Genomic DNA, 25,253 nt, shown 5'->3' on the forward strand with positions numbered 1-25,253 from the left:
GGCGGCCCCTTCGCACTCAGGCGGTCGGACGGTCAGGCAGTCGGATCGGTGTCGATGATCTGCAGGTCGGTCAGCGACTTCGTCGCGGGATCGAAGCGCTGCAGCTGGAGGCCCTCGATGATGAAGTTGTCGTCGGGGTACTCCAGACGCACCTTGATGCCGTCCCTGATGACGGAGTCGCCTTCGACGTCCAGGTTGCGCGCGGCATCAACCACGTCAGCGCGATCGATCGACTCCGCGCTCTTGAAGGCTCGGGCAAACAGGTCGGCGGTGGCCCACCCGGCGACGCCGTTCGAGGCGGGGAACTTGTCTGCTCCGGGCACCTGGTTCCAGTACTCCAGGAACTCCTCCATCACCGGGTCGCCCTCACTGGCCGCGGGATCCTTCAGGTAGGAGCCGATGATCGTGTTCTCGCCAGCCCCCTGGTCGAGCTGCTGGAGCTGGGAGACGTCCATTCCGGTGCCGGACGGGATCAGGATCTCGGGCTTCCACCCGATGGACTGGGCGTTGTTGAGGGCCTGCTTGGCCTGGGTCGTCAGCGCGACGACCAGAAAGGTGTCGGCGTCGGTGGCCGACAGCGTCGTCACCTGCTGACGGACGTCGGTGTCGGTCGGCTCGTAGGTCTGGGTGTCGACGATCTCGATTCCCGTCCCCTCGATCGAGTCCTCGAAGCCCTCGAGGTACGGCTGACCGTAGTCGCCGTTCTGGACGAGGATCGCGACCTTGGCGTCCGGCTTCTCCTCCTTGAGGTACTCGCCGAAGATGCGACCTTCCGCCGTGCTCACGGCGGCGAAGTTGATCGTGCCCTTGGTGTCAGGATCGGCCAGGGCAGGTGTGCCCGACAGCGCCCAGAGGTTCGGGACGCACGCCTCCTTCAGGGACGGCGCGATCGCGAGGTTGGTCGCCGTTCCGAGGTTGCCGACCAGCGCGTAGATCTCGTCGTTGTTCACCATCTCCTCGACGTTGGTCTTGGCTCGCGACGGGTCGTACCCGTCGTCCTTCACGATGAACTCGACCTGCCGCTTCTTGCCGTCCGGACCCTCGAGGCCGCCAGTGGCGTTGACCATGTCGAAGTAGGCCTTGGCTCCGTAGGAGTAGGAGCTCAGCACGGCGAGGTTGCCGGACAGGGGGGCGGAGTTGCCCAGCTTGATGGTGTCGTCGGTGACACCGGTCGTGGGCGACTGGATGCAGTCGCCCTCACCGCCGGAGCTGCTGGTCGCAGCCCCGCCTGAGCAGGCGGCAAGCACGGCACCGGCGGCCACCAGGACCACTGCGCGACGCGCGATCGTGAGCTTCATACTGACTCCTTAACGGGGGTGGAGGTGGTGGACGGCGGACGAGGATCGTCCGAGCCACCGTCCTTCGCCGGACGACGCCGGCGCAGGGTTCGGGGGAGGTCGGCCAGACCACGGGGCAGCATCAGCAGGACGAGGATCAGCACAGCGCCCTGGACGACCGGAACCAGGAGCGGCGACACACCGACCTCGGTCGACCCCTCGGTCGACAGGCGCAGGAAGACCGCTCCGAGGATCGGGCCGAGCACCGATGCCCGTCCGCCGACGACCATGGCGAGGAGGATGTTGATCGACAGGAACAGCCCGAAGTCGGCCGGGCTCACGAACTCGTGGTGGATCGTGAACATCCAGCCCGCCAGTCCCGCCAGTCCACCTGACACGGTGAAGCAGGACAGCTTGTGGACCTGCACGTTGACTCCGGTCGCCGAGGCCAGCAGCTCGTGGTCGCGGATCGACAGCCACATGCGACCGACGCGGCTGCCGATCAGGTTGCGCGCGAGGATGAACACGACGACCGTGATCGCGATCAGGAGCCAGTACACGAACACGGCGCTCGGGTAGGGGAACCAGGCGGGAGCCTGGATGCCGCGCTCCAGGATGAGGCCGTTTGGCCCGCCGCCGGCGTCGCCGAGGCGCAGCACGAGGGTCGGGAACACCATCGCGATCGCGAGCGTGACCAGCGCGAGCTGGATCCCGCTGATCCGCAGGGCCGGCAACCCGGCGAGCGCACCCACGGCTGCTCCGACGGCGATCGCCACCGGCAGGGTCGCCGCAGGACTCCATCCTGAGGAGTTCACCAGGACGGCTGCCGTGTAGGCACCAAAGCCCAGCATGGCCCCTTGCGCCAGGGAGATCTGACCCGTCACTCCCGTGAGCAGGTTGGAGCTCATGACGACGACGGCCATGATGGCCACGTCGAGCAGGAGGTCGAGCGTCAGCCGGTCGACGCCGAAGGGGGCGGCCAGCAGCACCACCACGGCGACCACCCAGGCCAGCAGTCCGAGTCGCTTCACGGTCGTCATCACACACGCTCCAGCTGGGGTCGTCCGAACAGTCCTTGGGGGCGCGCCAGCAGGGCCACGAGCACCACGATCAGCGCGGTCGCGAGCTGGAGCTGGGTGCCGATGAACGGGATGTAGCCGCTCGCGAGCGACTGCACGAGTCCGATGCCGAGGCCACCGACGACGGCGCCGATCGAGCTGTCCAGTCCGCCGACCACGGCGGCCGTGAACGCGTAGAGCGTGACGGTCGACATCATCGTGGTACTGAGGTAGAGCGTCGGTGCCACGAGAATGGCGGCCAAGGCACCGAGTGCTCCCGCGAGGCCCCAGCCGAGCATGAGGCTGCGGTCGACGTTGACGCCCAGCAGCCGGCTCGACTCGGCGTTGGAGGACGAGGCCCGCAGCGAGATGCCGACCGTCGTCCGGGTGAAGAGGATCCAGAGCGCGAGGCTCACGGCCAGCAGGGTCACGAGCACCCCGACCGTGTGCCGCGAGACGAAGAATCCGCCGAGGTCGATCGAGCCCTGGCCGAACGGACTCTCCAGGCGCTGGGTCGTCGTCGAGAAGAGATGGGCCGCCAGCGCGTTGATGACCAGGAGCAGGCCCATCGTCACCATGGTCATGCGGAGGTGGTCGCCCGAGCTGAAAGGTCGCATGACGACCCGCTCGATGCCAGCACCCATGACGAATCCGGCGACGATCCCGACCACGATGGCCAAGGGCAGCGCGATCTGCGGACCGCCGGCCGCGGTGCTGAGCTGCCACGTGATGAAGGCGCAGAACATGCCCATCTCGCCCTGGGCGAAGTTCAACAGCCGCGTGGAGCGATAGACGAGGACGAGGGCCAGCGCGACGATGGCGTAGATGGCACCGTCCGAGAGGCCGTCGACGACGCGTTGTGCGAAGAGTTCCATGGTGACCTCCTAGGCCCCGAGGTAGGCGCGGCGGAGCTCGTCGTCGTCGATGAGCTCGTCGGCCGCCCCGTGGCGGATGATGTGGCCTGACCCCAGGACGTAGGCTCGGTCAGCCAGGGCAAGCGAGGCAGCCGCGTTCTGCTCGACGACCAGGAGCGCCGTGCCCAGACGGGCGTTGATCTCGCGGAGACGCTCGAACACCTCCTGGGTGATCAGCGGCGCAAGACCGAGGGACGGCTCGTCGAGCAGGACGAGGCGAGGCTCGCTGATCAGGGCGCGGGCGAGCGCGAGCATCTGCTGCTCGCCGCCGGACAGGTTGCCGGCGGTCTGCTCAGCACGCTCCCGCAGACGCGGGAAGGTCTCGAACCAGGAGTCCACCGCCTCCCGGCGACGCCGGGGGCCGAGGCGGGCTCCGCCGACCCAGAGGTTCTCAGCGACCGTGAGCTGGGTCAACGTCCCCCGACCCTGGGGCACGTGGCCCAGCCCGGAGCGCGCCCGTTCGTCGGGCCGCCCGCGCAAGGGCGATCCGGCCCAGGACACGGTGCCGGTCGAGCGCACCGCGCCACTGATCGCCCGTAGCACCGTGGTCTTCCCGGCACCGTTCGCTCCGAGGAGGGTCACGATCTCGCCCTCGGAGACGCTCAGGTCGATGTCGTGGACCACGTCCGGTCCGCCGTAGCCGGCGCTGAGCCCCGACAGCTCCAGGAGGGTGGCGGCACTCATGCGGCCGTTCCCAGGTAGGCGCGGATCACCGCGGGGTCGTGGGAGACCTCGGCAGGTGTGCCGTCGGCGATCCTTCGACCGCCGTCGAGCACGACCACGCGGTGCGCCGTCGACATCACGAAGCCCATGTGGTGCTCGACGAGCAGGATCGTCGTCCCGGACTCGGCGTTCAACGTGCGCAGCAGCTCGCCCAGCTCGGCGACCTCCGCCTCGTTGAGCCCGCCCGCGGGCTCGTCGACGAGCAGCAACGTGGGATCGGCCATCAGGGCCCGGGCGAGCTCGATGCGCTTGCGCGTGCCGAACGACAGGCCGTCGACGTCGTCCTGGGCGACGGCCCCGAGACCGAGCCGCTCGAGCTGCGCCATGGCTCGGTCCCGGATGGCACGTTCGCCTCGGCGTTCCGAGGGCCAGCGCAGTGCGCTGCGCCACGGCATCACGGGGTCGGTCACCGCTGCGGCGAGCATGACGTTCTCGACCACCGAGAGCGCGGGGACGAAGGCGATGTTCTGGAAGGTGCGGGCGATGCCGAGGCGTGCCACGCGAGACGGCTTGAGCCCGATCAAGGCGTGCTCGCCGTAGTGGATGCGGCCCGCCTGGGGGCGGTAGAGCCCGGTGATGCAGTTGAAGAGGCTGCTCTTGCCGGCTCCGTTGGGACCGACGAGCGCGGTGATCGCGCCGTCGCCCGCCGTGAGGTCGACATCGTCCAGGGCGGTCACGCCTCCGAACTTCAGGGTCAGGCCGCTGACACTCAGCTCCGACACGATCACTCCTCGTCGAGATCCACACGTGACCGGTGCCACGTGACGCACGACACTAGAATGCAATTTCAAAGATTGTCAACTCTGGATTCAAAAATGCTCGCACGGACCCGTCTCGCAGCCGCTGCTAGCATCCCGACCAGCGACAGGCGTGACCATCACACCGAGGAGGCAGCATGCCGGGCGAGCTCCTGGTCACCGACGACCTGACCCCCAACCAGGCCGAGAAGCGACGGCGAGCCGTCGAGAGCGTCATCGAGATCGTGGGTCGCTCGACGGTCGAGGGCGTCTCGATGAAAGAGGTCTCCACGGAGTCCGGCGTGGCGCTCGCGACCCTCTACCGGTTCTTCAACTCCCGCGACCACATGGTCGCCGCGGCCATGGCGGAGTGGCACGGCCGGTACGTCCGGCACCAGCGCCTGCACGCCCAGCGAACTGGACCGTTGGCCGACCGCGTCTTCAACCACCTCCAGGTCGGCCTTCGCGCCTACGAGCGCAACCCCAACTTCCTCTCGCTCTCGCTCATGCCGAGCCTCGCGTCCGATCCCCACGCCAGCCGCGAGGTCTACGGCACCCGCATGGACGGCATCAACCTGATCGCCGACCTGCTGGCCGATCTGGGCACGGAGCGAGCCGCGGCGTACGCCCAGGTCATCATGGCCTGCCAGGTCGATCACCTCGTCCAGTGGATGACCGGACGCCTGACCTACATCGGGGTGCTCGACATGTTCCGGCGGCAGCTCGACCTCATGCTCGGCGATCTCGAGCGTGTTGACAGTCACTAGACTGCCGTTCTAGTCTGCGTTCGATTTCATCACGAGACGAGGCGCAGTGACCGTTCACACCCCCATGCCCATGTTGGTCTCCGGAGACGAGGTCGACGCCGACTGGCTCACGGCATCGCTCGCGAGTGCCGAGGCGCTCCCGTCGGGCCGGGTGACGTCGGTCCGTGCCGAGCGCATCGGCACCGGGCAGGCCGCGGACTCCTACCGACTCACGCCGGAGTACGCCGGCGGGGCGGGCCCCCAGACGCTCGTGGCGAAGGTGACCTCGACGGACGCCCGCTCAGCGCGTACCGGCTCGTACGGCTTGTACGAGGGCGAGGTCCGGTTCTACCAGGAGCTCGCCCCGACCCTCCCGGTACGCACGCCGCAGTCGTACGCCTCGGAGTTCGACCCCGGGACCGGTCGGTTCGTCCTGCTCTTGGAAGACCTGGCGCCTGCCGTCAGCGTCGACCAGATCGACGGCATGACGGTCGACCAGGCCTCACTGGCACTCGAGCAGGCCGCAGGGCTCCACTCCGCGTCCTGGCACGATCCGGTGCTGGCCGCGCGTCCGTGGCTCAGCCGGGTGCGCCATGCGATGCTCACGGTCGCCGACGCGCTCCCCGGCCTGGGCGCCAAGCTGTCCGACCGGTTCGCCGACGTGCTCGATCCTGATGACCTGACCACGGCGCTGCAGCTGCTCGACCTCATCAACCCGCTCAAGTCGGTCCTGGACACGCGGACCGCACTGTGGCACCAGGACTTCCGTGCCGACAACCTGCTGTTCTCGGCTCGCGACGGCGCGGTCCCGGTCGCAGTCCTCGACTGGCAGACCGTGACCTTCGGCCCGGCGCTGGCCGACGTGGCCCTCCTGCTCGGGGGCAGCCTGCCGATCGAGGAACGCCGGGCGCATGAGCTCGACCTCGTCCGCGGCTACCACGCGGCACTCGTGGCGGGCGGCGTCACGTCCTACTCGTTCGACGAGTGCTGGCTCGACTACCGAACGAGCGCCGTGGCGGGGGTCTTCAACGGCATCAACGGACCCGTCCAGGTCAGGCGCACCCCGCGCGGAGACCTGCTCTGGGCGAGCTGGCTGCACCGCCACTGCGCCCATGCCACCGACCTCGGCACGCTCGACCTGCTGCGCGCCCGCTGACCAGACGAGGACACCATGACCAACGCCACCTTCCCCCGGTCCGCAGACGCACGCGTCGACCTCTACACCAGCGGCTTGGGAACGCTGCTCCGCGAGCGCGCCGCCGCCCATCCCGATCGTGTCGCGCTCGTCGGACCGTCGGCCGACCCGAGCCGCGGGACACGTCGTTTCACCTACGCCGAGCTGCTGCGCGAGGTCCAGGCGGTGGCTGCCGGGCTGTCGCAGCGGTTGCAGCGGGGAGAGCGCCTGGCGGTCATGGCGCAGAACAACGTGGAGTGGCTGATCGTGCAGTCCGCCGCCGCGACGGCAGGCTTGGTGCTGGTGGCCGTGAACCCGCTGCTCACGACGCCCGAGCTGCGCTACATCCTCCAGCACTCCGGCGCCGCGGTCCTCCTGCGGACGCCGAGCTTCCGCGGGCACGACATCGCGGGCATCGCCGCCGAGGCCGCACGCGGTCTCGGCGGAGTCCGCGAGATCCTCGACCTGGCGGAGCTCGGCACACTGCACGCCGACCCGACGCTGGCACCGGACCCCGACCTCGTCGACGGCCGGCAGCTGGCGATGCTCCAGTACACCTCGGGCACCACCGGCACGCCGAAGTGCGTCATGCTCAACCACGTGTCCGTCATCAACGACGGACGATTCCTGTTCGAGGCGCTGGGAGCGCCCGACGGGATGGTCGCCATCACGGGCAACCCGCTGTTCCACACGGGCGGGTGCGTCGCTGGCTGGCTGGGCCCGCTCTACACGAGTGGGACGCTGATCCTCGTGGACCACTTCGTGGCCGCCGAGGTCATGGAGCTCGCCCGCACGTGGCAGGCGGACATCCTGATCACGGTCGCCACGATGCTCACCGACCTCGTGGACGAGGCTCGCCGACAGGGAGCTGACGCGACTCCGAAGGTCCGCTACATCACGACCGGAGCAGCCAACGTGCCCCGCGCCCTTCTCGAGGGGGCCCGGCACCACTTCGACGCCTCGCTGCACAACGTGTTCGGCATGACGGAGGCATCATCGGTCATCACCGCGGTGCGCCCCGGCAGCTCCGACGACGACTTCCTGAACACCCTCGGCACCCCCTTGACCGGGACCGAGGTCGCCATCCTGGATCCGGCCACCGGCGAGACGGTCCCGCCGGACGTGGAGGGTGAGATCGCGATCCGCGGGTCCGGCGTCATGATCGGCTACAAGACCGACACGGAGGAACCGGGCCAGGGGCTCGACGCCGACGGGTGGTTCCGCACCGGCGACCTCGGCCGGGTCGACGACCGCGGGTACCTGACGATCACCGGGCGCCTCAAGGACCTCATCATCCGAGGTGGGGAGAACATCGCCCCGGCGGAGATCGAGAACCGGCTGGCCGAGCACCCGGCGGTCATCCACGCCTCCGTCGTGGGGATCCCGCACGAACGCCTCGGCGAGGAGATCGTCGCCGTGGTGCACCTGCGCGAGGAGGCGACGGGCGTCCTGCTCGATGAGATCAAGGCTCACTGCTTCACCACGATGGGTCGGTTCAAGGTCCCGACCCGGTGGTTCACGGCGACCGAGTTCCCGATGACGGCCAGCCGCAAGATCCAGCGGTTCCGCCTCCAGGAACAGGTGCAGAGGGGCGACCTCACGCCCTGGGCCTGAGCGGGGCCGCCACGGCTCACGCCTGCTGGACGGCGGCCCCCGACGCGATCAGGGCGTCGGCGTCCAGACCCGCGGCATCGAGCACGGCGCGCGTGTCCGAACCTGGCCGCTTCGGGGTCGCGGGGACGACAGGCCCGCTGCGCTGGAACCGGGGAGCCGGGGCCGGGGCCCCGTCGACGTACGTGCCCCGCGAGACCAGGTGCGGGTCGGCGTGCGACTCCGCGATCGTCAGGACCGGTGAGACGCAGGCGTCCGAATCGGCGAAGACCTCGGACCAGTGTGCCTGGGTCCGGGACCCGAACGCGTCCTCCAGGAGTCGCCGGATGCTCGGCCACTGCCGGCGGTCGGCGAGGCTCTCGAGCGGCACCCGCACGTCGAGCAGCTCGCACATCTCCGTGAAGAACTGCGGCTCGATGCCGGCGGCCACCATGTGGCGGTCGTCCGAGGTGCGGTAGACCCCGTAGAACGGAGCACCGCCGTCGAGGAAGTTGGACTCCCGCTCGTCGGTCCACTCGCCGGCTGCCGCGAAGCTGTGCACGCCGGCCATCAGATGGGCGACACCGTCGACGATCGCGGCATCGACGACCTCACCGGTCCCGTCCTGCCGGGCGCGCAGCAGGGCAGCGAGCACGCCCATCACGAGGTAGGTCGACCCGCCGCCGTAGTCGCCGAGCAGGTTGAGAGGAATGCTGGGCCCGCCACCCGCGGGACCGATCGCGTGGAGCGCACCCGTGACGCTGATGTAGTTCGCGTCGTGCCCCGAGCGCTGCGACCACAGCCCGTCCTGCCCCCATCCGGTCATCCGCCCGTACACCAGCGAGGGCCGACGGTGCCAGCAGTCGTCCGGACCGATGCCGAGCCGCTCGGCGACCCCCGGACGGAAGCCCTCGATCACGACGTCGGCGGTCTCGACCAGGCACAGCAGCGCCTCGATGGCGTCGGGGTGCTTGAGGTTCAGGCTGACCATGGCCTTGCCCCGGTTGGCGAGATCCTGCTCGGGCGGGAGCGGCAGGGGCAGTCCACCGCCAGGACGGTCGACCCGGATGACCTCCGCCCCCATGTCGGCCAGGAGCATCCCGGCGAACGGGGTCGGTCCGATGCCGCCGATCTCGATGACGCGGGTCCCCGCGAGCGGCCCGGTCATGCGAGGGCGTCGAGCGTGCCGAGGTCGTCGACCGCCGTGGCGATGCGGCCGACCGCAGCCCTCGTGTAGTCCTTCGGCTGGAGCTCCGGCTCGAGGGCGGAACCGCCGAGCGTGAACGCGCCGAAGGCCAAGGCGTGGAGGGTGTGCTGGCGGTAGGCCAGCCACGCCTCGTCGAACGTCGGCACCGAGCTCGCGCCGGCAGCAGCGAGCCCGCCGAGGTAGCGACGCAGGAGGTCTTCCTGCCACGCGCGCCGATCCTCGGGCTCGAGGGTGCCGGCGAGGGCGTACGAGAAGTCCAGCGCCCAGTGCCCGCGGGCCACGCACTGCCAGTCGTACAGACCCATGCGTCCCTCGGCGTCGCGCAGCCAGTTCCCCGCGTGGAGGTCCTGGTGCAGGAGCGTCGGCGGCGTCAGCCGGTGCAGCCCGAGGGAGCGCATGAAGGCCGGGTAGATCTCGGTGCGACGGGCGAACAGGCCCTCGGGCACGACCTCCTGCGCCCGCTTGACGCCTCGGTCGGTCCGGCGCTCGAAGCCGACCTTGCGGTTGAGGTTCTCCTGCCACGGAAGGCTCTCGCGCAGGACCGACAGGTCGCTCGCGAATCGCGGGCTGTCCCAGAGGGCGCCGTGGTAGATCGCGAGCTGGTCGACCAGGTCGTCGGCGTCCTCGCGGGTGACAGGGTTGTGCATCGGGTCGGGGAAGGTCCACCCCTGCTGCGTCAGGTCCTCCAGCAGCACGATCGACCGGTGCGACCGTGGGTCGAAGCAGGCGTGGAAGGCGCGCGGACTGCGGAGCTCGAGCCCGGGCCTGACCCGGGAGTAGAACGCCGTCTCGCCCTCGGCGATGTCGGTGACGCCGATGAGGAGCCGGGAGAACAGCTTCGCCGTGGCCTTCGTGAACAGGTGCTCCGGCAGGCCGGCAGCCGCCCCGGCCTCGTTGTAGTGGACCCGCAGCGGTCGGCGTGAGCTCGTGCCGTCAGACCCTGGCAGCACCTCGAAGCCCACCACCTCCGCCGCCGGCACGTCGGCGCAGAGGGCCCACGTCAACCACTGCTCGGTGAGCGCCTCGGCCGACGACGGCACAGCGTCGGGGGTGTCCAGCCTCAGGGCCGGCCCCACGCGCTCCCGGGCGACGTGGCCGGCCACGCGGCCGGCGAGACCGAGGGTCGTGAGGGTGTCGGAGATCGCCATGGGTCGCCCGCTTCCAGCTGGTCGTGATCAGATCATGAAAGGACTTATGTTTTGAATCTAGATTTGATTTAATCATGGTCATGACCCCGATCACACCCGACCTGGCCGAGCAGTCACCTCTCCTCGACCGTCAGCGGGAGCTCCGTCTGCAGCGCTGGTGCCTGCACGCGGGCACGTTCGCCCTGATCTTCCTGTTCCTGGGGTTCGGCGGTTTCGCGCAGTTCTTCTTCCCCCCGCCGTCGCCCGGCCTCTCCGCGACCGAGATCGCCGCGGTCTACCAGGAGAACCCGAACGGGATCCGCCTCGGGATGCTGACGTTCTTCACCGCCACGACATTGTGGGCGCCGTTCGTGCTGTCCATCAGCCGTCAGATCGAGCTCGTCACCGGCCCCCGCTCGACCCTGCCCCAGCTGCAGGTCATCCTCGGCATCGGCTCGTGGATCTTCCTCATCGTCCCCGGGCTGGTGCTCGCCGCCGCCGCGTTCCGCCCTGACCGCCCGGTCGAGATCACCCAGGCGCTGCACGACCTCGGCTGGATCCTGGCGATCATGCCGTTCGCGCCCTTCACCCTCCAGGCGATCGTGCTTGCGGTGGCGACGTTCCTCGACCGCGAGGGTGCGGTGTTCCCTCGATGGTTCGGCTACCTGAACATCCTGCTCGGGCTGTCGTTCCTGCCGGGCATGTTCCTCATCTTCTTCAAGGACGGGCCGCTGGCCTACAACGGCCTGCTCGCGTTCTGGATCCCGGTCGTCGACTTCGGCATCTGGATGCTCGCGATCATCGTGGTCGTCGGGCGGTCCATCAGCCGCCAGCAGGCAGCCCTGACGGCCCGATGACCCTGACCGGCCGGGGCGACACGCCCACGCGCGAGGTCCCGGTCGAGCCGGGCTTCTGGCTCCTCGTCCTCGGCGACATGACCATGTTCGCCGTCTTCTTCGGCAGCTTCCTGATCGAGCAGCGGAACGACCCGGCCGTCTTCGGTGCCGGTCGGAGCGACCTGAACCAGCTGATCGGCACGGCCAACACCGTGGTGCTCCTGACCGGTTCGCTCGTGGTGGCACTCGGCGTGAAGGCCGTGCTGGACGGCCGCCACGAGATCGGCTCACGCTACCTGCTCGCTGGGGTCGGCTGCGCCGGCCTGTTCACGGCTCTCAAGGCTGTCGAGTACCTGCAGAAGCTCGACGCCGGCATCACCCCGGCCACGGACACTTTCTTCACCTACTACTTCGCGCTCACCGGGATCCACCTCGTGCACGTGCTCATCGCGACCGGGTTGCTCTGGCACGTCGCCCAGCGAGCCCGGCGTGGTCACGCCGTGGGCCGGCCTTGGGTGCAGGCCGCCGGCGTCGTCTGGCACGCGGTCGACATCATCTGGCTGCTGCTGTTCGCGGTCATCTACCTGGCAGGACCTCTCGCATGACGACCTCGCCCACACGCCTCGTCACGATCTGGGCAGGCCTCGTCGCTGCCACCGTGCTCTCGTGGCTGCTCGGCGTCGAGCACGCCGCCGACGACGTCTTCTCGCGCGAGGCCGTGGCCGCCCTGCTGGTCGCGATCACGGCCGTCAAGGTCTGGTACGTCGGCCTGGACTTCATGGAGGTGCGCGAGTCGGCGCCGTGGCTGCGCTGGCTGTTCACCGCCTGGCTGGCCGCCACGAGCCTCACGCTCGGCACGCTGCTGGTGGTGTAGCCACCGTTGGTTGAGGTGCGAGGAGCCCCCGGCGACGAGCCTCGAAACCTGGGTCGATTGACGGGCTCGGTCGCCCGAGGAGGTTTCGAGGCTCACGCCGCAGGCGGCATTCGCACCTCAACCACCGGCAGCACGCGTCAGAGGGGTCGGATCTCGCTGATCTTCCACTCGCCGTCGATCTCAAGGGCCGTGACCCGCAGTCGGCTGCCCGAGATCTGCGGGTCCGGAGCGGCCGTGCTGGTCGTCGAGACGTTGACGAACATCAGCATGACGACACGGTCCGACGACGCGGAGTCGACGCCCACCGCCGTCACCGAGGCCGTGGTCTGGACGCCACCCTCGGACGCGGCCGGCGCGATCGTGCCGTTCACGAGGTCCTCGTAGTCCCGCGCGAAGTCGCCCGTGAGCCACGTGCTCTCGGACTCGAGGTCGGAGGCCACCGTGGACGGGGTGTACGACAGCAGCTGTTCGATGTGGGGCTCGACCGCGGAGACGGCGTCGTCACCGGCCGCCACGCCGCGGTCGTGACGCAGGTTGAGAAACCCGACCACCAGGACTGCTGCGAGCAGGACCGCCGCGAGGATCGGCAGCACGGGCCACGACCGCCATCCGGCGCCGCGTCGTGGTCCGGGGTCCGCGTCGCCCGCGTCGGTGCCCTCGTCGGAGGTCGTGTCAGCGACGGTCTCGGACGGCTTGATCCTCAACCGCGCCGCGACGCGATCGCGGACGTCACTCGGCTCGTGCGTGGTCCTCATTGGACGAACTCCATTCCGGTGATCTTCCAGTCGCCGTCGCCCTGCTCGAGGGTGACCCTCAGCCGGTAGGTGCGCTGGGACGGCTCGCCACCGGCCTCGCTGACGGTCGCCGTCGAGGCCACCACGACCGTCGCGTCGTCCTTCGTCAGGCGGCTGACCGCTGCGGCGTCGACGACGCCGGAGGCGGAGATGTCGTTGGTCCGCACGAGGTCGGCGAACGTCGCCGTGATCGTGCCGATCTGGTCGGTGAACTCTCCCGCCGTGCGCGAGGTCATGGACTCGAGCTTCTGGTCCACCGTCTCGGAGTCCAGGGTGGTCAGGTCGAGCACCTGCGCGGTGGCGATCTCGCGCACCTCGTCGCGGCGGGCGTCGTCGGCACGGTCCTGACGCAGCTCACCGACCTGCCACACCAGAACCCCGGCCAGCGCGATCACGGCCACGATCCACACGTGGCGAACCCGGAGGCCACCGATCTTCGGCACTCGGAACGTGCTCATCGTGGCAGCACTCCTGTCAGGAGGTCGGCGAAGGACTCAGGGATCGCGGCCGTCGAGCCCTGATCGGTCAGGAAGAACCGCCCGGTGGGGGCGATCAGGTCCGAACCGGCGAGCGCGGCCGGCGTGGGGCTGACGCCCGCGTTGGTCAGGAACGACTGCTGGTCAACCGCGACCTGGTCGAACACGAGGCCGCAGTCGGCGGCTCGTGGGCCACGCGAGACGCCGTCGGGGCACGGCGCGTTGCGCGCGCCACGAGGCACGAGCGGCGAGTCCTGCGCCACCTTGCAGTACGTGTCCGCGTAGGCGGGACGCACGGTCGGGTCGTTGGGATCCTGGAAGTTGTTGACGCCCTCGAATCCCTCGGTGCAGACAGGCGGGTCGAATCCGAGCTTGAACCAGAGGTTGATCGCCGGGTTCTCGGCGAGCTCGTCGCCGGGGCCGAGGACCGACTTGAAGATCGTCTCCTGAGCCGGGTACACGATCAGGAGGTGCTCGATCGCCGGCAGGTAGGCGTCCGCCACCTCGCCCACCGCGGCAACGTCACTGAGCACGGGACCGAACACCGGGGTGAGCTGGTTCGCAAAGTCCTGGGCCGCTCGCACGGTCGGCTCGGACTCGGTGAAGATCTTGCGCAGATCGGCATCACCGGTCTGCAGCTCGGACGTGACGACGTCCAGGCCCTGCGCAAGTGCGCGGATCTGCGGGTCCATCTCGATCTGCGTCGACAGGACGGTGTCGGCCGACTCGATGAGGCTCACCGTCTGCGGCAGGTTCTCGTTCGCTGCGGCCACGAGCTCCGAGCCGGAGTCGATCAACGCACCGAGGTCGTCACCGGTGCCGTCGAACGCGCGGCCGAGCTCGTCGAGGGTCGTGGTCAGGTCGTCGGTCGGCACCGATCGCACGAGGTCGTCGACCGAGGTCAGCACCTCGTCCGTCGTGGTCGGCAGCGTGGTCTGGTCCGCCCGGACCACGTCGCCCTCGGCGAAGACCTTGTCCGTCCCGCCGGCCGGAGGCACGAAGTTGAGGTACTGCTCACCGATCACCGACGCGCTGCGGACCAAGGCCTGCGAGTCTGCCGGGATCTTGGCATCCTTCTCGATCTGCAGAGTCGCGACCGCGCCGCCACCCTCGCGCAGGTCCACGCTCACGACCTGACCGACGGCCGAGCCACGGTAGGTGACCTCCGACTTGGGGTACAGCCCCCCGGCGTGGTCGAGCTCCACCGACATCTCGTAGCGCCCGACGCCGAGCTGGGCCGGGATGCGGACGTAGTTGAGGGCCATGATCGTCAAGGCCACGATCGTGATGACGGCGAAGAGCGTCAGCTGGATGCGCACGAGTCGAGAGAGCATCAGCGACCACCTCCCAGCAGCAGCTCGAGCAGGTTCGGCTGACGCGGCGGCGTCCCGGTCGTGGGGGTCGGCGTCGGGGAGGCCGGCGTGTCGAGCGGCGGGGTCAGGACCCCACCGAGGATGTCGCCCAGCGGGCCCAGTCCATCGGGCTGCAGCAGTCCGTCGAGGGGGGCGAGCAAGGGGTCGGTGGCCTGCCCGGCTCCGTCGATGGGTGCGCCGTCGACGAAGCCGGTCAGCAGTCCTTCGAGAGAGTTGAGCCCCAGGAACTTGACCGCCAGGTCCTCGGCGCTGATGTCGATCGTGACCCCGAGGTTGAGGTAGTCCGACCTCGTGATGCCCGGCACGATGCTCGTCGGGAACGGGTAGGTCGTCGACTCGATCAAGGGCGCCAGGTCGTGGACCTCGACGACGGCCTGGGTGACGGGCACGAGGTTGTCGAGGATCCGACCGAAGGCCACGTCGTTGTTCCCGAAGGCCGTGGAGGTCGCGTCCTGCACCCGGCCGAGGGACTGCAGGGTGGCGAGGAGCTGGTCTTCCTCCTCGGACAGGACGTCGACTCCGGCAGGCAGGGACTGCAGCGCCCGGTCGACCACGGCCGACTGGTCGTTGAAGGTCTGCGCGAGCTGGTCCAGCTGCTCGAGCGCGCCGGTGATCGAGGTGAGCTGTCCGTCCAGCGTGGTGGCGGTCTGGTCGATCTGCCGGATCACCGAGCTCACGTCGTCGTGGCGGCCGGTGAGCGCGTCGTTGACCTCGGACGAGATCGTGCGCACCGCAGGCAGGCCACCACCGTTCAGCAGCAGCGACGCGGCGGTCAGGACCTCCTCGGTCTCGGGATAGCGGTCCGTGCGGTCGAGCCCGATCGTGTCGCCGTCGGCGAGCAGGCCGCGGTCGGGCGAGGCGGCAGCCGCCTCCGTGGCCAGCGCATCCTCGGCAGCGGCGACCGGATCGGCGGGAGCTGCGTCCGTGGGGACGTCCTCGGGATCGACCAGCTCGAGGTACTGCGCGCCGAGAAGGCTCTTCTGCGCCACGTTGGCTCGGACGTCGGCGGGAACCTCGGCGTCGCGGTTCAGGCCGATCGTCAGCGTCGGCTGCCATCCGTCGAGCTCGATCTTGCGCACCGAGCCGACGGTGACCTCCTTGTACTTGACCTCGGAGTTGGGGACCAGGTTGGTCGCGTTCTCCAGCAGCACGGTGACGGTCAGGGCGTCGGACCCGCCCCCCTCGTTGAGGGGCAGCGTGTAGGAGTTCACGCCGGTGAAGGAGCAGCCCGCGACGAGGGCCGAGGCCGCCAGGGCGAGCAGCACGCGCAGTCCGTGGTTTCTCATTCGTTCTCCCGGAGCATCTGCTCGATCTGCCCCACGACGTCGCTGTCGGCGGCACGCGCCTGCGACTGCGTCGAGCTGTAGCGAGTGGGTGAGAGGTACACGGGCGTCGATCCCTGCTGCTCGGCCGTCTCGGCCGGCACGGCGCCGTCCGGCCCGACCGAGCTGTTGCTCAGGGGGTTGACCCCCACCGGGGGTGCCGAGATCTTCAGGAGCTGGGCCAGCGGGGCGATCGCCGAGCGACAGTCGGTCGTGCTGCCGCCGAGAGCGAACAGACCGCCGCAGATCAGGTAGGCCGGGTCGCCGAAGTTGGTGATGCCCAGCTCGCCCGTGATCGCCGGGACGCGCGGGTCGAAGATGTTGTGCAGGTTCGACAACGCCGTCGGTGCGACCTGCAGCAGATCGGCGACGGACTGACGGTTCTCCGCCAGCAGCGACGTCGTGCTCTGGAGCGAGGTCAGCGTCTGCGCGAGGATCTCGCCGTTGCCCTCGAAGAAGTCCTTCGTCGTGGTGGTCAGCGTGGCGAACTCGTCGAGGGCCCGGGAGATGTTGGTCTGGTTCTCGGCCAGGACGCTCGAGGCACCGGCGATGCTGGTCTCGAAGTCACGAACGAGCTGGTCGCTGTCGGCCAGCGCCGTGATGAACACGTCGAGGTTGCGCACCGTCCCGAACAGGTCGCCCTGGTTCTCGGCGAGGGTCGTCGAGGCGATCGACAGGTTCTCGATCGTGGTGCGGATGTCTCCCCCCTGCCCGTCGAGGAACGTCGCGGTGGCGGTGATGAGGTCGCTGGCGGCGCCCTCGGAGTTGGCCCCCTGGGGACCGAGCGCCTCGGTGAGCCGCACGAGCTCGTCCTTGACCTCGTCGAACTCCACCGGGACCGCCGTGCGGGAGATCGGGATCTCGCCGCCGTCGGCGAGGACCTCTCCGTCCTCGTAGGCAGGTCCCACGACGATCGAGCGGACCGAGACGAGCGACTTGGACACGATCGCGGCGCGTGCTTCGGCCGGGATCTTGACGTCGCCGTCGATCTCCAGCTCGACCCGGACGTGGTCACGTTCGGGGGTGATCTCGGCGACCTTCCCCACGGGGACGCCGAGCACCGTGACGTCGTCGCCGACGTAGATCCCCTTGGTCTCGGTGAAGTAGGCCGTGATGGTCTGCTTGCCGGTCGCCTGCAGCACCAGCGCCGTCGCGACGACCAGGGTCGCGACGACCGCGACGGTGACGCCGGTCCGGATTCGCTCGGCGGTGATCATCGGGGCTCCGAGGGGTTGAACGTCGGGTCGAGCAGGCTCGAGATGATGCCGTCGACGTCGTTGACGAGGCTGGCCGGCGCCGTGAGGTTGGCGACCATGGCGTTGAACCACGGGCCCGACCCCACGGCCTCGCCCAGAGTGCGGGCGTAGTTCGGGAACGTCGTGAGAACACCCTCGAGCTCGTCCCGGTAGTCGGCCAACGTCGTGGCCAGCTGGTTGATCGCGGCCAGGTCGGCCGCCAGGGTCGGGTCGTTCTCCGCGGTGAAGGCGGTGAGCTGGGCGGCGGCGTCGGCCACCTCGGTGAACAGGATCGACAACGTGTCGCGACGTGCCTCGATCTCCTCGAACAGCACCGTGCTGTTCTGCATCAAGGAGAGCACCTGGGTGTTCCGGTCGGCGAGGACCGCGGAGACGCTGCTGGCGGACTGCAGGAGCTGGGCGAGCTGGGCGTCGCGAGATCCGATCGTCTGGCTCAGGGCTGACAGGCCCTCAAGGGCTGAGGCGAACTCCTCCGGCGAGGCATTCAGCACCTCGGAGAGCGACTCGAAGGACCGGGCGACCTGGTCGACGTCGATCTCGGCGTTGTTGGCCGTGAGGTCGCCGAGGACCTCGCTGACGGCGTACCCGGGGTCCGTGCGCTCCAGTGGCACCGCGTCGTAGCTGCCGGACCCGGCGGGGTCGAGATCCAGGTACTTGCTGCCCAGCGCGTTGTCGCTGCGCACCTCGACCCGGGTCTGGTCGCCGAGCTTCACGCCACTCGCCCGGAACGTGATCTCGACCGTGGTGCCATCGAGCTCGATCCCGCGGATCGTGCCCACCGTGACACCGTCGACCCTGACCTCGTCGCCGGTGCGCGCCCCGCCCGTGTCGGACATGACAGCGGTGAAGGTCGACTCACCCAGGACCGACCGGACGCCGTTGATGTTCAGGGAGATGAACACGATCATGGCGCCGATGACGAGCCCGAAGGCTCCGACGACGACCTGGTTGCGCTCCTTGAGTCGCTTGCGATCCCGTGCCATCAGTTGTTCGCCCCCTTCTTGCAACGGTCGTCCGAGGCCCAGAGATTCGGCGACAGGACGCCCGTGGTGGTCCCCGGCACCTCGACGCGGACGCGGAGTCCGCAGAGGAAGAAGTTGAACTGGGAGGCATTGCCACCCAGACGGCCGAGGCGATTGACGCCGCTGGCGGAGATCTCGAGCATCTCCCGGAGGTAGGGCTCCTCGGCGTTGAGGCGCTCCGCGACGATCGCGAGGTTGTCGACGTTCGTCTTGAACCCGGGACGCACCGCCTCGAGGAAGTCGGCGATGTCGGTGCCCAGCAGCGAGAACTGCGTCAGCGCCTGCCCGTAGGCGCTCCGGTCCTGCTCGAGCTGCGCCGTGAGGTCGTCGAGTCCGACGATCAGCTGGTCGAACTCGGCTCGGCTCTGGTTGACGGTCCCGAGCGCCGTCCCGAGGTTGTCGATGACGGAACCGATGAGCTCGTCCCGCTCTGCCAGGCCGGAGGTGAAGGATCCGACGTTGGCGAGCATCGACTCCACCGCGCCGGACTCACCCTCGGTGACCGCGAGGATGTTGGTCGTCAGCTCGTTGACCTCCTCGGGCGCGAGCGCCTGCATCAGGGGGTCGAAGCCGGCGAAGAGGTCGTCGAGCTCGAGCGCGGCCTTCGTCCGAGCCTCCGGGATCGTGGCTCCGACCTTCAGTGCGGTGGCCGTCGAGGGGTCCTCGCCCTGGGTGATCTCGAGATACCGGTCGCCGGTCAGGTTGGCGTACCTGATGCGGGCCTGGGTCGAGGTCGTCAGCTCGAGGTCCTTCGGCACCGTGAAGGCCACGACGACCCCGCCGCCGTCGCGTCGTTCGATCGAGCTGACCGAGCCGACCGTCACTCCGTTGACCCGGACGTCGACGTTGGTGTCGAGACCGGAGGCGTCGGTGAAGTCGGCCCGGTAGGTGTGGTTGTCCTCGATCCGGATCTGGGCGAACGTGGCTCCGACCAGGGCGATGAGCAGTCCCGTCGTGCCGATGAACACCAGCACCTGGATCAGGCTTCCCGTCTTGAACCTCATGGAGCGACCTCCTGCGTGCCGCCGAGCAGGAGGTTGACCCCGGCGTTGCCCAGGAACGAGCGGATCGCGTCCTCGTAGAACGTGATGGGCGTGCCGATCTGGGTGGTCTGGAAGTCAGGGGTGTAGACGTCGTACGTGCCGTCATCGAGCTGGATGTGAGGCACCAGCGGACGCTCCTCCGAGATCTGGCGGTAGCACTTCGGGCCGACGCCCGTGACGAGCTTCGGGGCATTCTTCTCGAACGTGTACGGGTCCTGGCCCGGCAGGAACGACGTGTGTCCGAGCAGGGCGGGGTAGGCCTGGTCGAAGACCGCCACGAACCGCGAGTTGTGCTCCGACAGCTGGTCGAGGGTGCAGGTCAGAGCCGGGGAGTACTCCTTGAGGAGCTCCGTCGTCGGCAGCAGGACCCCGGTCGTGTCCGTCAGAGGGCCATCGATCGACCGCACGAAGCCGGCGACTGCGTCGGCCGCGGGGATGAAGGTCTCCGTCGCGCTGCGGAACTGGCTCTGCGTCTGGATGAACGTGTCGCTCGTGGTGGTGACCTGTCCGGTGACGTCGATGAGCTGCGGGAACACCGCGTTGAAGTTCGTCAGGAAGGTGTCGGTGAGCTGGAAGTCCTCGCCGAGCTGGTCGAGGCTGGGATTCAGGCCGGTCAGCAGGGTGTCGGTGCCGGTGATGAGCTCGCCGAGCTTCTCTCCGCGGCCCTCGAAGGCCTCGGCCGTGGAGGTGAGCGTCGTGTTGAGCTGCTCCACGTCGATCGCGTCCAGCAGGTTCATGGCGTTCTGGAACACGTCGTTCGCCTCGATGCTGGTCGAGCTCGCCTGCAGCGTCTGACCGGATCGGATCGGATCGGTGACCGGCCCCTCCGGGGCAGCGAGCTCGACGAGCTTGGCGCCGAACAGGGTGGTCGCGGTGATGGTCGCCGTCGCCGAGGACGGGATCAGGTGCGCCTGGTCGTTGTCGATCGCGATCTCGATCCGCGCCCCGTCGCTCGTGGCCGTCACGTCTCGCACCTGGCCGACCGCGACGCCGTAGAGGCGGACGGACGCGCCCTTGTCGAGCAGGAGACCGGCGCGGTCGGCCTCGACGGTCACGGTCGTGACCGAGCGGAACCACTGCTGGTAGGTGCCGTAGAGACCGGTCACGATGACCGCGATCACGACGAGGCCCACGACGCCCTTGAGCTGCGTCCGGATTCGGGGAGAGATGTGCATGCCGGTCATCCCGAGATGTTGAGGGTGTCGACGGAGCCGTACAGGGCGAAGCTGAGCATCATGTCGGTGAAGAGCACGACGACGAGCGAGAGTCGGACGGCGCTGCCCACGGCGCGACCGACGCCGGCCGGCCCGCCGCTGGCGTTGAAGCCGTAGTAGCAGGAGATCATCATGATCACCGCCGCCATGAAGAGGACCTTCACGAACGAGATGAGGATGTCGCTCGGGATCAGGAAGGCGTCGAAGTAGTGACCGTAGGCGCCGGGCGACTGGCCGAAGCCGAGCGTCACGACCGCGCGGGTGGTGGCGTACGACGCGAGGAGGGCGACCGCGTAGAGCGGGACGATCGCGACCATGCCGGCGACGATGCGCGTGCTCACCAGGTAGGGGACCGTCCGGATCGACATGACCTCGAGGGCGTCGATCTCCTCGCTCACGCGCATCGCCCCGAGCTGCGCCGTGAACCCGGCACCCACCGTGGCGGTGAGGGCGATGCCGGCGATGGCGGGCGCCGCGAGTCGCGTGTTGATGTAGGCCGAGATGAAGCCCGTCAGCGCCTCGACACCGATGTTGCCGAGCTGGTTGTAGCCCTGCAGACCGACCTCGATGCCCGCGAACCCGGTGAGGAAGGCGACCACGAAGACCGTGCCGCCGACCACGGCCAGCGCACCGGTGCCGAAGGCGATGCCGGCCATCAGACGGATGACCTCGGTGCGGTACTTGCTCAGCGCGAGCGGGATGTTGGCGATGGCCGCCACGTAGAAGGCCATCTGCTCGCCGACCGCGAACAGGAAGCGGCCGGGGATCTTGGGGATCGACGTGATCGCCTCGATCTGCTTCGCCCGGCTCTGGGCGGCGATCTCGCGCCGCGAGTCCTCGAGGGTGACCACGATCAGCCTCCCAGCTGCAGGTAGATGGTGGTGACCGCGGAGTTGATGACCAGCAGCACCATCAGCGTCACGACGACGGTCTGGTTGACGGCCTCGCCGACGCCCTTCGGGCCACCCTTGGCGTTGAGCCCGAGGTAGCAGGCCACGAGCGCGGCCGTGAGGCCGAAGATCGCGGTCTTGATGAGGGACACGAGGAACTCGAACCCGCCGGTGACGAGCGTGAGGTTCGAGACGAACAGGCCGGGGCTGGCGCCGCCGACCAGCACGGAGAAGATGTAGGTGCCGACGAGCCCGACGACCGCGACGACGCCGTAGAGGCCCATCGACACCGTGACGAAGGCGAGGATGCGCGGCGCGACCAGGCGGTGCAGCGGGTCGAGCCCGAGCGTCTCCATCGCGTCGAGCTCCTCGCGGATCTTGCGGGATCCGAGATCGGCACAGACGGCCGTGGCGCCGGCTCCAGCCACGACGAGGACGCTGCAGAACGGTCCGAGCTCCTGGATCACGGCGAACCCGGCACCCGCACCGGCGAGGTCCGTCGCGCCGATCTCAGCCAGCAGCTGGTTGATGTAGAACTGCACGACCACCGTGAACGGGATCGTCACGAAGATCGCCGGGAGGATCGTGACGCTGGCGATGAACACCGTCTGCTCGAGGTACTCCTGGAACGCGAACGGGCGACGGAAGATCGCGCGGAACGATCCCGCCGACATCGAGACGAAGCTCCCGACGCGGCTCAGGGCAGGCGCGACGTGCAGGGCCATCCCACGCTCCGTTCTCGGGTATCAGGGGCGCTCCAGATGACCGCCGACCTCGTGACCGGAGTCACACTATCTTTTCTTCTCCGGATTAGAAAGACCATAACTCAAGTTTTGATAAGTCGAGTTGTGACGTACCATCGCCAGGCCCCAACCCTCGGGTCACGAGAGTTTCGGGACCATAACATAAGTTAGGTTACGGTGGCGGCATGACTTCCACCCCTCGCACCCAGGACCGCGTCGCGCACGACGTCTGGCTCCCAGCCGAGACGATCGCGGTCCGCGACAACGCCCGGACGGCGGTCGCGACGCACCTCGCGCCACACGCCCGCGACATCGGCCAGCGCACCGAGTCGCGCGACAGCTTCCCGTGGGAGGCGTTCCGCGGCCTGGCCAGCGAGGGCCTGTTCGGCGTGCCGTTCGACACCGAGTTCGGCGCGGGCCTGGAGCACCCGATGCTGGCGACCTGCACCGTGGCCGAGGAGATCGCCTACGAGTCCTCCTCGATGGCCGGCGTCTACGACGGGCAGTGCATCCTCGTGCCCCAGACGCTGACGTTCGCGAGCCCCGAGCTGCGCGCCCGCCTCATCCCCGAGCTCACCACCGGGCAGACGGCGTTCGCGTTCGCGACGACCGAGCCCGAGACCAGCTCCGACCTGACGGCCGAGCGGCTCTCCACCACGGCCGTGCGCACCGACACCGGGTTCGTCGTCAACGGTCGCAAGCGGTGGATCACCAACAGCGTCGTCGCCGGCTGGGTCTCCATCCTGTGCCGTGACGGTGTGGACGGCGACCGCGCCACGATGCTGCTGATCGACCTGTCCTCACCCGGCGTCACGATCGGCGAGCCCGACCTCAAGATGGGCCACCGCGGCCAGATCACCGCCGACATCGTGCTCCAGGACGTGCACGTGCCGCACGAGAACGTCCTCGGCGAGCCCGGCCGCGGCATGCGCGTCGCGCTGTCAGCCTTGGTCCGAGGTCGCATCGGCATCGGTGCTGCCGGCGTCGGGGTGGCCCAGGCCGCCCTCGACCTCGCGGTCGAACGCCTGCGCACCCGCCACGTGTTCGGCGCACCCCTCGGCGCGATGCAGCACTGGCAGTTCACGATGGCCAAGCACGCCACCGACATCGAGTGCGCCCGCAGCCTCTACCAGAAGGCCGCCCTCCTCCTCGACCGCGGCGAGAGTGCCGAGCCCGAGGCCGCCATGGCCAAGGCCTACGGCTCCAAGATCGCCGGCGACGTCGTCCGCGACGCCATCCAGGTCCACGGCGCCCTCGGCTTCGCCCGCGAGGTCGCCGCCACCGGAGAGGCCGTCCGCCTCGAGGAGATGTACCGCGACGCCAAGATCCTCGAGATCTTCGAGGGCGCCAACGAGCTCCAGCACTGGATCGTCGCCCGCCACCTCATCGGGCGCGACCTCACCGGCTGAGCGTTCCGACGAACGGAATACATGCCCGGCCCCGAGACGCTGAACGAGGGGTGAAGAACTTCGACGTGGTGGTGCTGGGCGCAGGCCCGGGTGGGTACGTGGCGGCGATCCGGGCGGCACAGCTGGGCCGGTCGGTGGCGGTCGTCGAGCAGCAGTACTGGGGCGGGGTGTGCCTGAACGTCGGCTGCATCCCGTCCAAGGCGCTGCTGCGCAACGCCGAGCTGGCCAACGTCTTCACGCGCGAGAGGGAGAAGTTCGGCATCGTTGGCGACGTCTCGTTCGACTACGGCGTCGCCCACGACCGCAGCCGCGACGTGGCCGACGGGCGCGTCAAGGGCGTCCACTTCCTCATGAAGAAGAACGGCATCACCGAGATCGACGGACGCGGCACCTTCACCGGACCCGGCACCCTCGAGGTCGCGCTGACCGATGGCGGTACCGAGTCGATCGGCTTCACCGACGTCATCATCGCGACGGGCTCGACCGTGCGCATGCTGCCCGGCGTCGAGACCAGCGCCAACGTCGTGACCTACGAGGAGCAGATCCTCGACCGCGACCTGCCCGAGCGCATGGTCGTGGTCGGCGCCGGCGCGATCGGCATGGAGTTCGCCTACGTGTTGCGCAGCTACGGCGTCGACGTCACGATCATCGAGTTCCTCGACCGCGCCCTGCCGAACGAGGACGTCGAGGTCTCCAAGGAGATCACCAAGGCCTACCGCAAGCTCGGCGTCCCGATCCTGACCTCGACCAAGGTCGAGTCCGTGATCGATCATGGCGACGGCGTCACGGTCGTCCACACCGGCAAGAACGGCGAGAGCACGACGGTCGAGACCGATCGCGTCCTGGTGTCGGTGGGCTTCGCGCCCCGGGTCGAGGGCATCGGCCTGGACGCCCTGGGCGTCGAGCTCACCGAGCGCGGGGCGATCGCGATCGACGAGCGGATGCGCACCAACGTGCCTCACGTCTACGCGATCGGCGACGTCACGTCGAAGCTGCAGCTGGCTCACGTCGCGGAGGCTCAGGGAGTCGTGGCCGCCGAGACGATCGGTGGCGCCGAGACGATGGAGCTCGGCGACTACCGGATGATGCCGCGGGCCACGTTCACCCAGCCGCAGGTCGCCTCGTTCGGCCTCACCGAGCAGCAGGCCCGCGACGAGGGACACGCCGTCACGGTGGCGAAGTTCCCCTTCACGGCGAACGGCAAGGCGCACGGGCTCGGCGAACCGGTCGGGTTCGTCAAGCTCGTGGCCGACGAGGCCTACGGCGAGCTTCTCGGCGGCCACCTGATCGGGCCCGACGTGGCCGAGCTGCTGCCGGAGCTGACCTTGGCGCAGAAGTGGGACCTCGCCGCGCTCGAGCTCGCCCGCAACGTGCACACGCACCCCACCTTGGGCGAGGCCCTCCAGGAGGCGTTTCACGGGCTCACGGGCCACATGATCAACCTCTGA

General features: G+C 69.0%; 25 protein-coding genes. 8 read left to right on the top strand and 17 right to left on the bottom strand.

Annotation, left to right across the window (positions count from 1 at the left end; genetic code table 11):
* Window positions 1–32: 32 nt before the first annotated feature.
* From ABD127_RS16765 to ABD127_RS16785, 5 genes are read right to left on the bottom strand one after another with little or no spacing between them, the layout of a single operon-like run.
* Complete coding sequence (locus tag ABD127_RS16765; protein ID WP_344203610.1) at window positions 33–1,298, bottom strand: ABC transporter substrate-binding protein; 1,266 nt, start codon at window positions 1,296–1,298, stop codon at window positions 33–35.
* On the bottom strand, window positions 1,295–2,317 hold the full coding sequence (locus ABD127_RS16770; RefSeq protein ID WP_344203611.1) for a branched-chain amino acid ABC transporter permease: 1,023 nt from the start codon (window positions 2,315–2,317) through the stop codon (window positions 1,295–1,297). The genes ABD127_RS16765 and ABD127_RS16770 overlap by 4 nt, the downstream gene beginning before the upstream one ends.
* Complete coding sequence (locus ABD127_RS16775) at window positions 2,317–3,210, bottom strand: branched-chain amino acid ABC transporter permease (protein WP_344203613.1); 894 nt, start codon at window positions 3,208–3,210, stop codon at window positions 2,317–2,319. The genes ABD127_RS16770 and ABD127_RS16775 overlap by 1 nt, the downstream gene beginning before the upstream one ends.
* Before the next feature lie 9 nt (window positions 3,211–3,219).
* The gene (locus tag ABD127_RS16780; RefSeq protein WP_344203615.1) at window positions 3,220–3,933 is read right to left on the bottom strand and encodes an ABC transporter ATP-binding protein; all 714 of its coding nucleotides are present in this window, start codon (window positions 3,931–3,933) and stop codon (window positions 3,220–3,222) included.
* A complete protein-coding gene (locus ABD127_RS16785) occupies window positions 3,930–4,694 on the bottom strand; it encodes an ABC transporter ATP-binding protein (protein ID WP_344203618.1) in 765 nt (254 codons plus the stop codon). Before ABD127_RS16785 ends, ABD127_RS16780 begins: the two co-directional genes overlap by 4 nt.
* A 173-nt stretch (window positions 4,695–4,867) precedes the next feature.
* Between ABD127_RS16785 and ABD127_RS16790 the strand changes: the two genes are divergently transcribed.
* The 3 genes from ABD127_RS16790 (at window position 4,868) to ABD127_RS16800 (ending at window position 8,243) form a co-directional block, all read left to right on the top strand.
* Window positions 4,868–5,476 carry a TetR/AcrR family transcriptional regulator gene (locus ABD127_RS16790; RefSeq protein ID WP_344203621.1) on the top strand — a complete coding sequence of 203 codons (609 nt, stop codon included), beginning with the start codon at window positions 4,868–4,870 and terminating at the stop codon, window positions 5,474–5,476.
* Between the two features lie 70 nt (window positions 5,477–5,546).
* The gene (locus tag ABD127_RS16795) at window positions 5,547–6,611 is read left to right on the top strand and encodes a phosphotransferase family protein (protein ID WP_344203623.1); all 1,065 of its coding nucleotides are present in this window, start codon (window positions 5,547–5,549) and stop codon (window positions 6,609–6,611) included.
* A gap of 15 nt (window positions 6,612–6,626) precedes the next feature.
* Window positions 6,627–8,243, top strand: a complete 1,617-nt coding sequence (locus ABD127_RS16800; RefSeq protein WP_344203626.1) for a class I adenylate-forming enzyme family protein — start codon at window positions 6,627–6,629, stop codon at window positions 8,241–8,243.
* Between the two features lie 16 nt (window positions 8,244–8,259).
* On the opposite strand, the gene ABD127_RS16805 is transcribed toward ABD127_RS16800, so the two are convergent.
* Entirely contained in the window at window positions 8,260–9,387 is a 1,128-nt protein-coding gene (locus ABD127_RS16805) for a CaiB/BaiF CoA transferase family protein (RefSeq protein ID WP_344203627.1), read from the bottom strand.
* On the bottom strand, window positions 9,384–10,574 hold the full coding sequence (locus ABD127_RS16810) for an aminoglycoside phosphotransferase family protein (RefSeq protein ID WP_344203629.1): 1,191 nt from the start codon (window positions 10,572–10,574) through the stop codon (window positions 9,384–9,386). Before ABD127_RS16810 ends, ABD127_RS16805 begins: the two co-directional genes overlap by 4 nt.
* An 80-nt stretch (window positions 10,575–10,654) precedes the next feature.
* On the opposite strand from ABD127_RS16810, the gene ABD127_RS16815 reads away from it, so the two are divergent.
* From ABD127_RS16815 to ABD127_RS16825, 3 genes are read left to right on the top strand one after another with little or no spacing between them, the layout of a single operon-like run.
* Window positions 10,655–11,410, top strand: a complete 756-nt coding sequence (locus ABD127_RS16815; RefSeq protein WP_344203631.1) for a hypothetical protein — start codon at window positions 10,655–10,657, stop codon at window positions 11,408–11,410.
* Entirely contained in the window at window positions 11,407–11,994 is a 588-nt protein-coding gene (locus tag ABD127_RS16820) for a cytochrome c oxidase subunit 3 (RefSeq protein WP_344203633.1), read from the top strand. The genes ABD127_RS16815 and ABD127_RS16820 overlap by 4 nt, the downstream gene beginning before the upstream one ends.
* Window positions 11,991–12,263: a cytochrome C oxidase subunit IV family protein gene (locus ABD127_RS16825; RefSeq protein ID WP_344203635.1), complete on the top strand. Its 273-nt coding sequence runs from the start codon at window positions 11,991–11,993 to the stop codon at window positions 12,261–12,263. Before ABD127_RS16820 ends, ABD127_RS16825 begins: the two co-directional genes overlap by 4 nt.
* A gap of 137 nt (window positions 12,264–12,400) precedes the next feature.
* On the opposite strand, the gene ABD127_RS16830 is transcribed toward ABD127_RS16825, so the two are convergent.
* The 10 genes from ABD127_RS16830 to ABD127_RS16875 are packed head-to-tail and all read right to left on the bottom strand — an operon-like array spanning window position 12,401 to window position 22,378.
* Window positions 12,401–13,018 (bottom strand): hypothetical protein, encoded by a 618-nt coding sequence (locus ABD127_RS16830; RefSeq protein WP_344203637.1) that lies wholly within the window; start codon window positions 13,016–13,018, stop codon window positions 12,401–12,403.
* Window positions 13,015–13,515 carry a hypothetical protein gene (locus ABD127_RS16835; protein ID WP_344203639.1) on the bottom strand — a complete coding sequence of 167 codons (501 nt, stop codon included), beginning with the start codon at window positions 13,513–13,515 and terminating at the stop codon, window positions 13,015–13,017. Before ABD127_RS16835 ends, ABD127_RS16830 begins: the two co-directional genes overlap by 4 nt.
* Entirely contained in the window at window positions 13,512–14,867 is a 1,356-nt protein-coding gene (locus tag ABD127_RS16840) for an MCE family protein (RefSeq protein ID WP_344203640.1), read from the bottom strand. The genes ABD127_RS16835 and ABD127_RS16840 overlap by 4 nt, the downstream gene beginning before the upstream one ends.
* Entirely contained in the window at window positions 14,867–16,192 is a 1,326-nt protein-coding gene (locus ABD127_RS16845) for an MlaD family protein (protein ID WP_344203643.1), read from the bottom strand. Before ABD127_RS16845 ends, ABD127_RS16840 begins: the two co-directional genes overlap by 1 nt.
* Window positions 16,189–17,445: an MCE family protein gene (locus tag ABD127_RS16850; RefSeq protein ID WP_344203645.1), complete on the bottom strand. Its 1,257-nt coding sequence runs from the start codon at window positions 17,443–17,445 to the stop codon at window positions 16,189–16,191. The genes ABD127_RS16845 and ABD127_RS16850 overlap by 4 nt, the downstream gene beginning before the upstream one ends.
* Window positions 17,442–18,467 carry an MCE family protein gene (locus ABD127_RS16855; protein WP_344203648.1) on the bottom strand — a complete coding sequence of 342 codons (1,026 nt, stop codon included), beginning with the start codon at window positions 18,465–18,467 and terminating at the stop codon, window positions 17,442–17,444. Before ABD127_RS16855 ends, ABD127_RS16850 begins: the two co-directional genes overlap by 4 nt.
* Window positions 18,467–19,510, bottom strand: coding sequence for an MCE family protein (locus tag ABD127_RS16860; protein WP_344203649.1), 1,044 nt, complete (start codon window positions 19,508–19,510; stop codon window positions 18,467–18,469). The genes ABD127_RS16855 and ABD127_RS16860 overlap by 1 nt, the downstream gene beginning before the upstream one ends.
* Window positions 19,507–20,733: an MCE family protein gene (locus ABD127_RS16865; RefSeq protein WP_344203652.1), complete on the bottom strand. Its 1,227-nt coding sequence runs from the start codon at window positions 20,731–20,733 to the stop codon at window positions 19,507–19,509. The genes ABD127_RS16860 and ABD127_RS16865 overlap by 4 nt, the downstream gene beginning before the upstream one ends.
* Window positions 20,730–21,614, bottom strand: coding sequence for an ABC transporter permease (locus tag ABD127_RS16870; RefSeq protein ID WP_425545835.1), 885 nt, complete (start codon window positions 21,612–21,614; stop codon window positions 20,730–20,732). Before ABD127_RS16870 ends, ABD127_RS16865 begins: the two co-directional genes overlap by 4 nt.
* A gap of 2 nt (window positions 21,615–21,616) precedes the next feature.
* Window positions 21,617–22,378 (bottom strand): MlaE family ABC transporter permease, encoded by a 762-nt coding sequence (locus ABD127_RS16875; RefSeq protein ID WP_344203656.1) that lies wholly within the window; start codon window positions 22,376–22,378, stop codon window positions 21,617–21,619.
* 203 nt (window positions 22,379–22,581) lie between these two features.
* Between ABD127_RS16875 and ABD127_RS16880 the strand changes: the two genes are divergently transcribed.
* Window positions 22,582–23,805, top strand: coding sequence for an acyl-CoA dehydrogenase family protein (locus ABD127_RS16880; protein ID WP_344203658.1), 1,224 nt, complete (start codon window positions 22,582–22,584; stop codon window positions 23,803–23,805).
* Window positions 23,806–23,855: 50 nt separating this feature from the next.
* On the top strand, window positions 23,856–25,253 hold the full coding sequence (gene lpdA, locus ABD127_RS16885) for a dihydrolipoyl dehydrogenase (protein ID WP_344203659.1): 1,398 nt from the start codon (window positions 23,856–23,858) through the stop codon (window positions 25,251–25,253).

It is taken from the genome of Aeromicrobium alkaliterrae (genome assembly GCF_039529015.1).
In the GTDB taxonomy this organism is placed as follows: Bacteria; Actinomycetota; Actinomycetes; order Propionibacteriales; family Nocardioidaceae; genus Aeromicrobium; species Aeromicrobium alkaliterrae.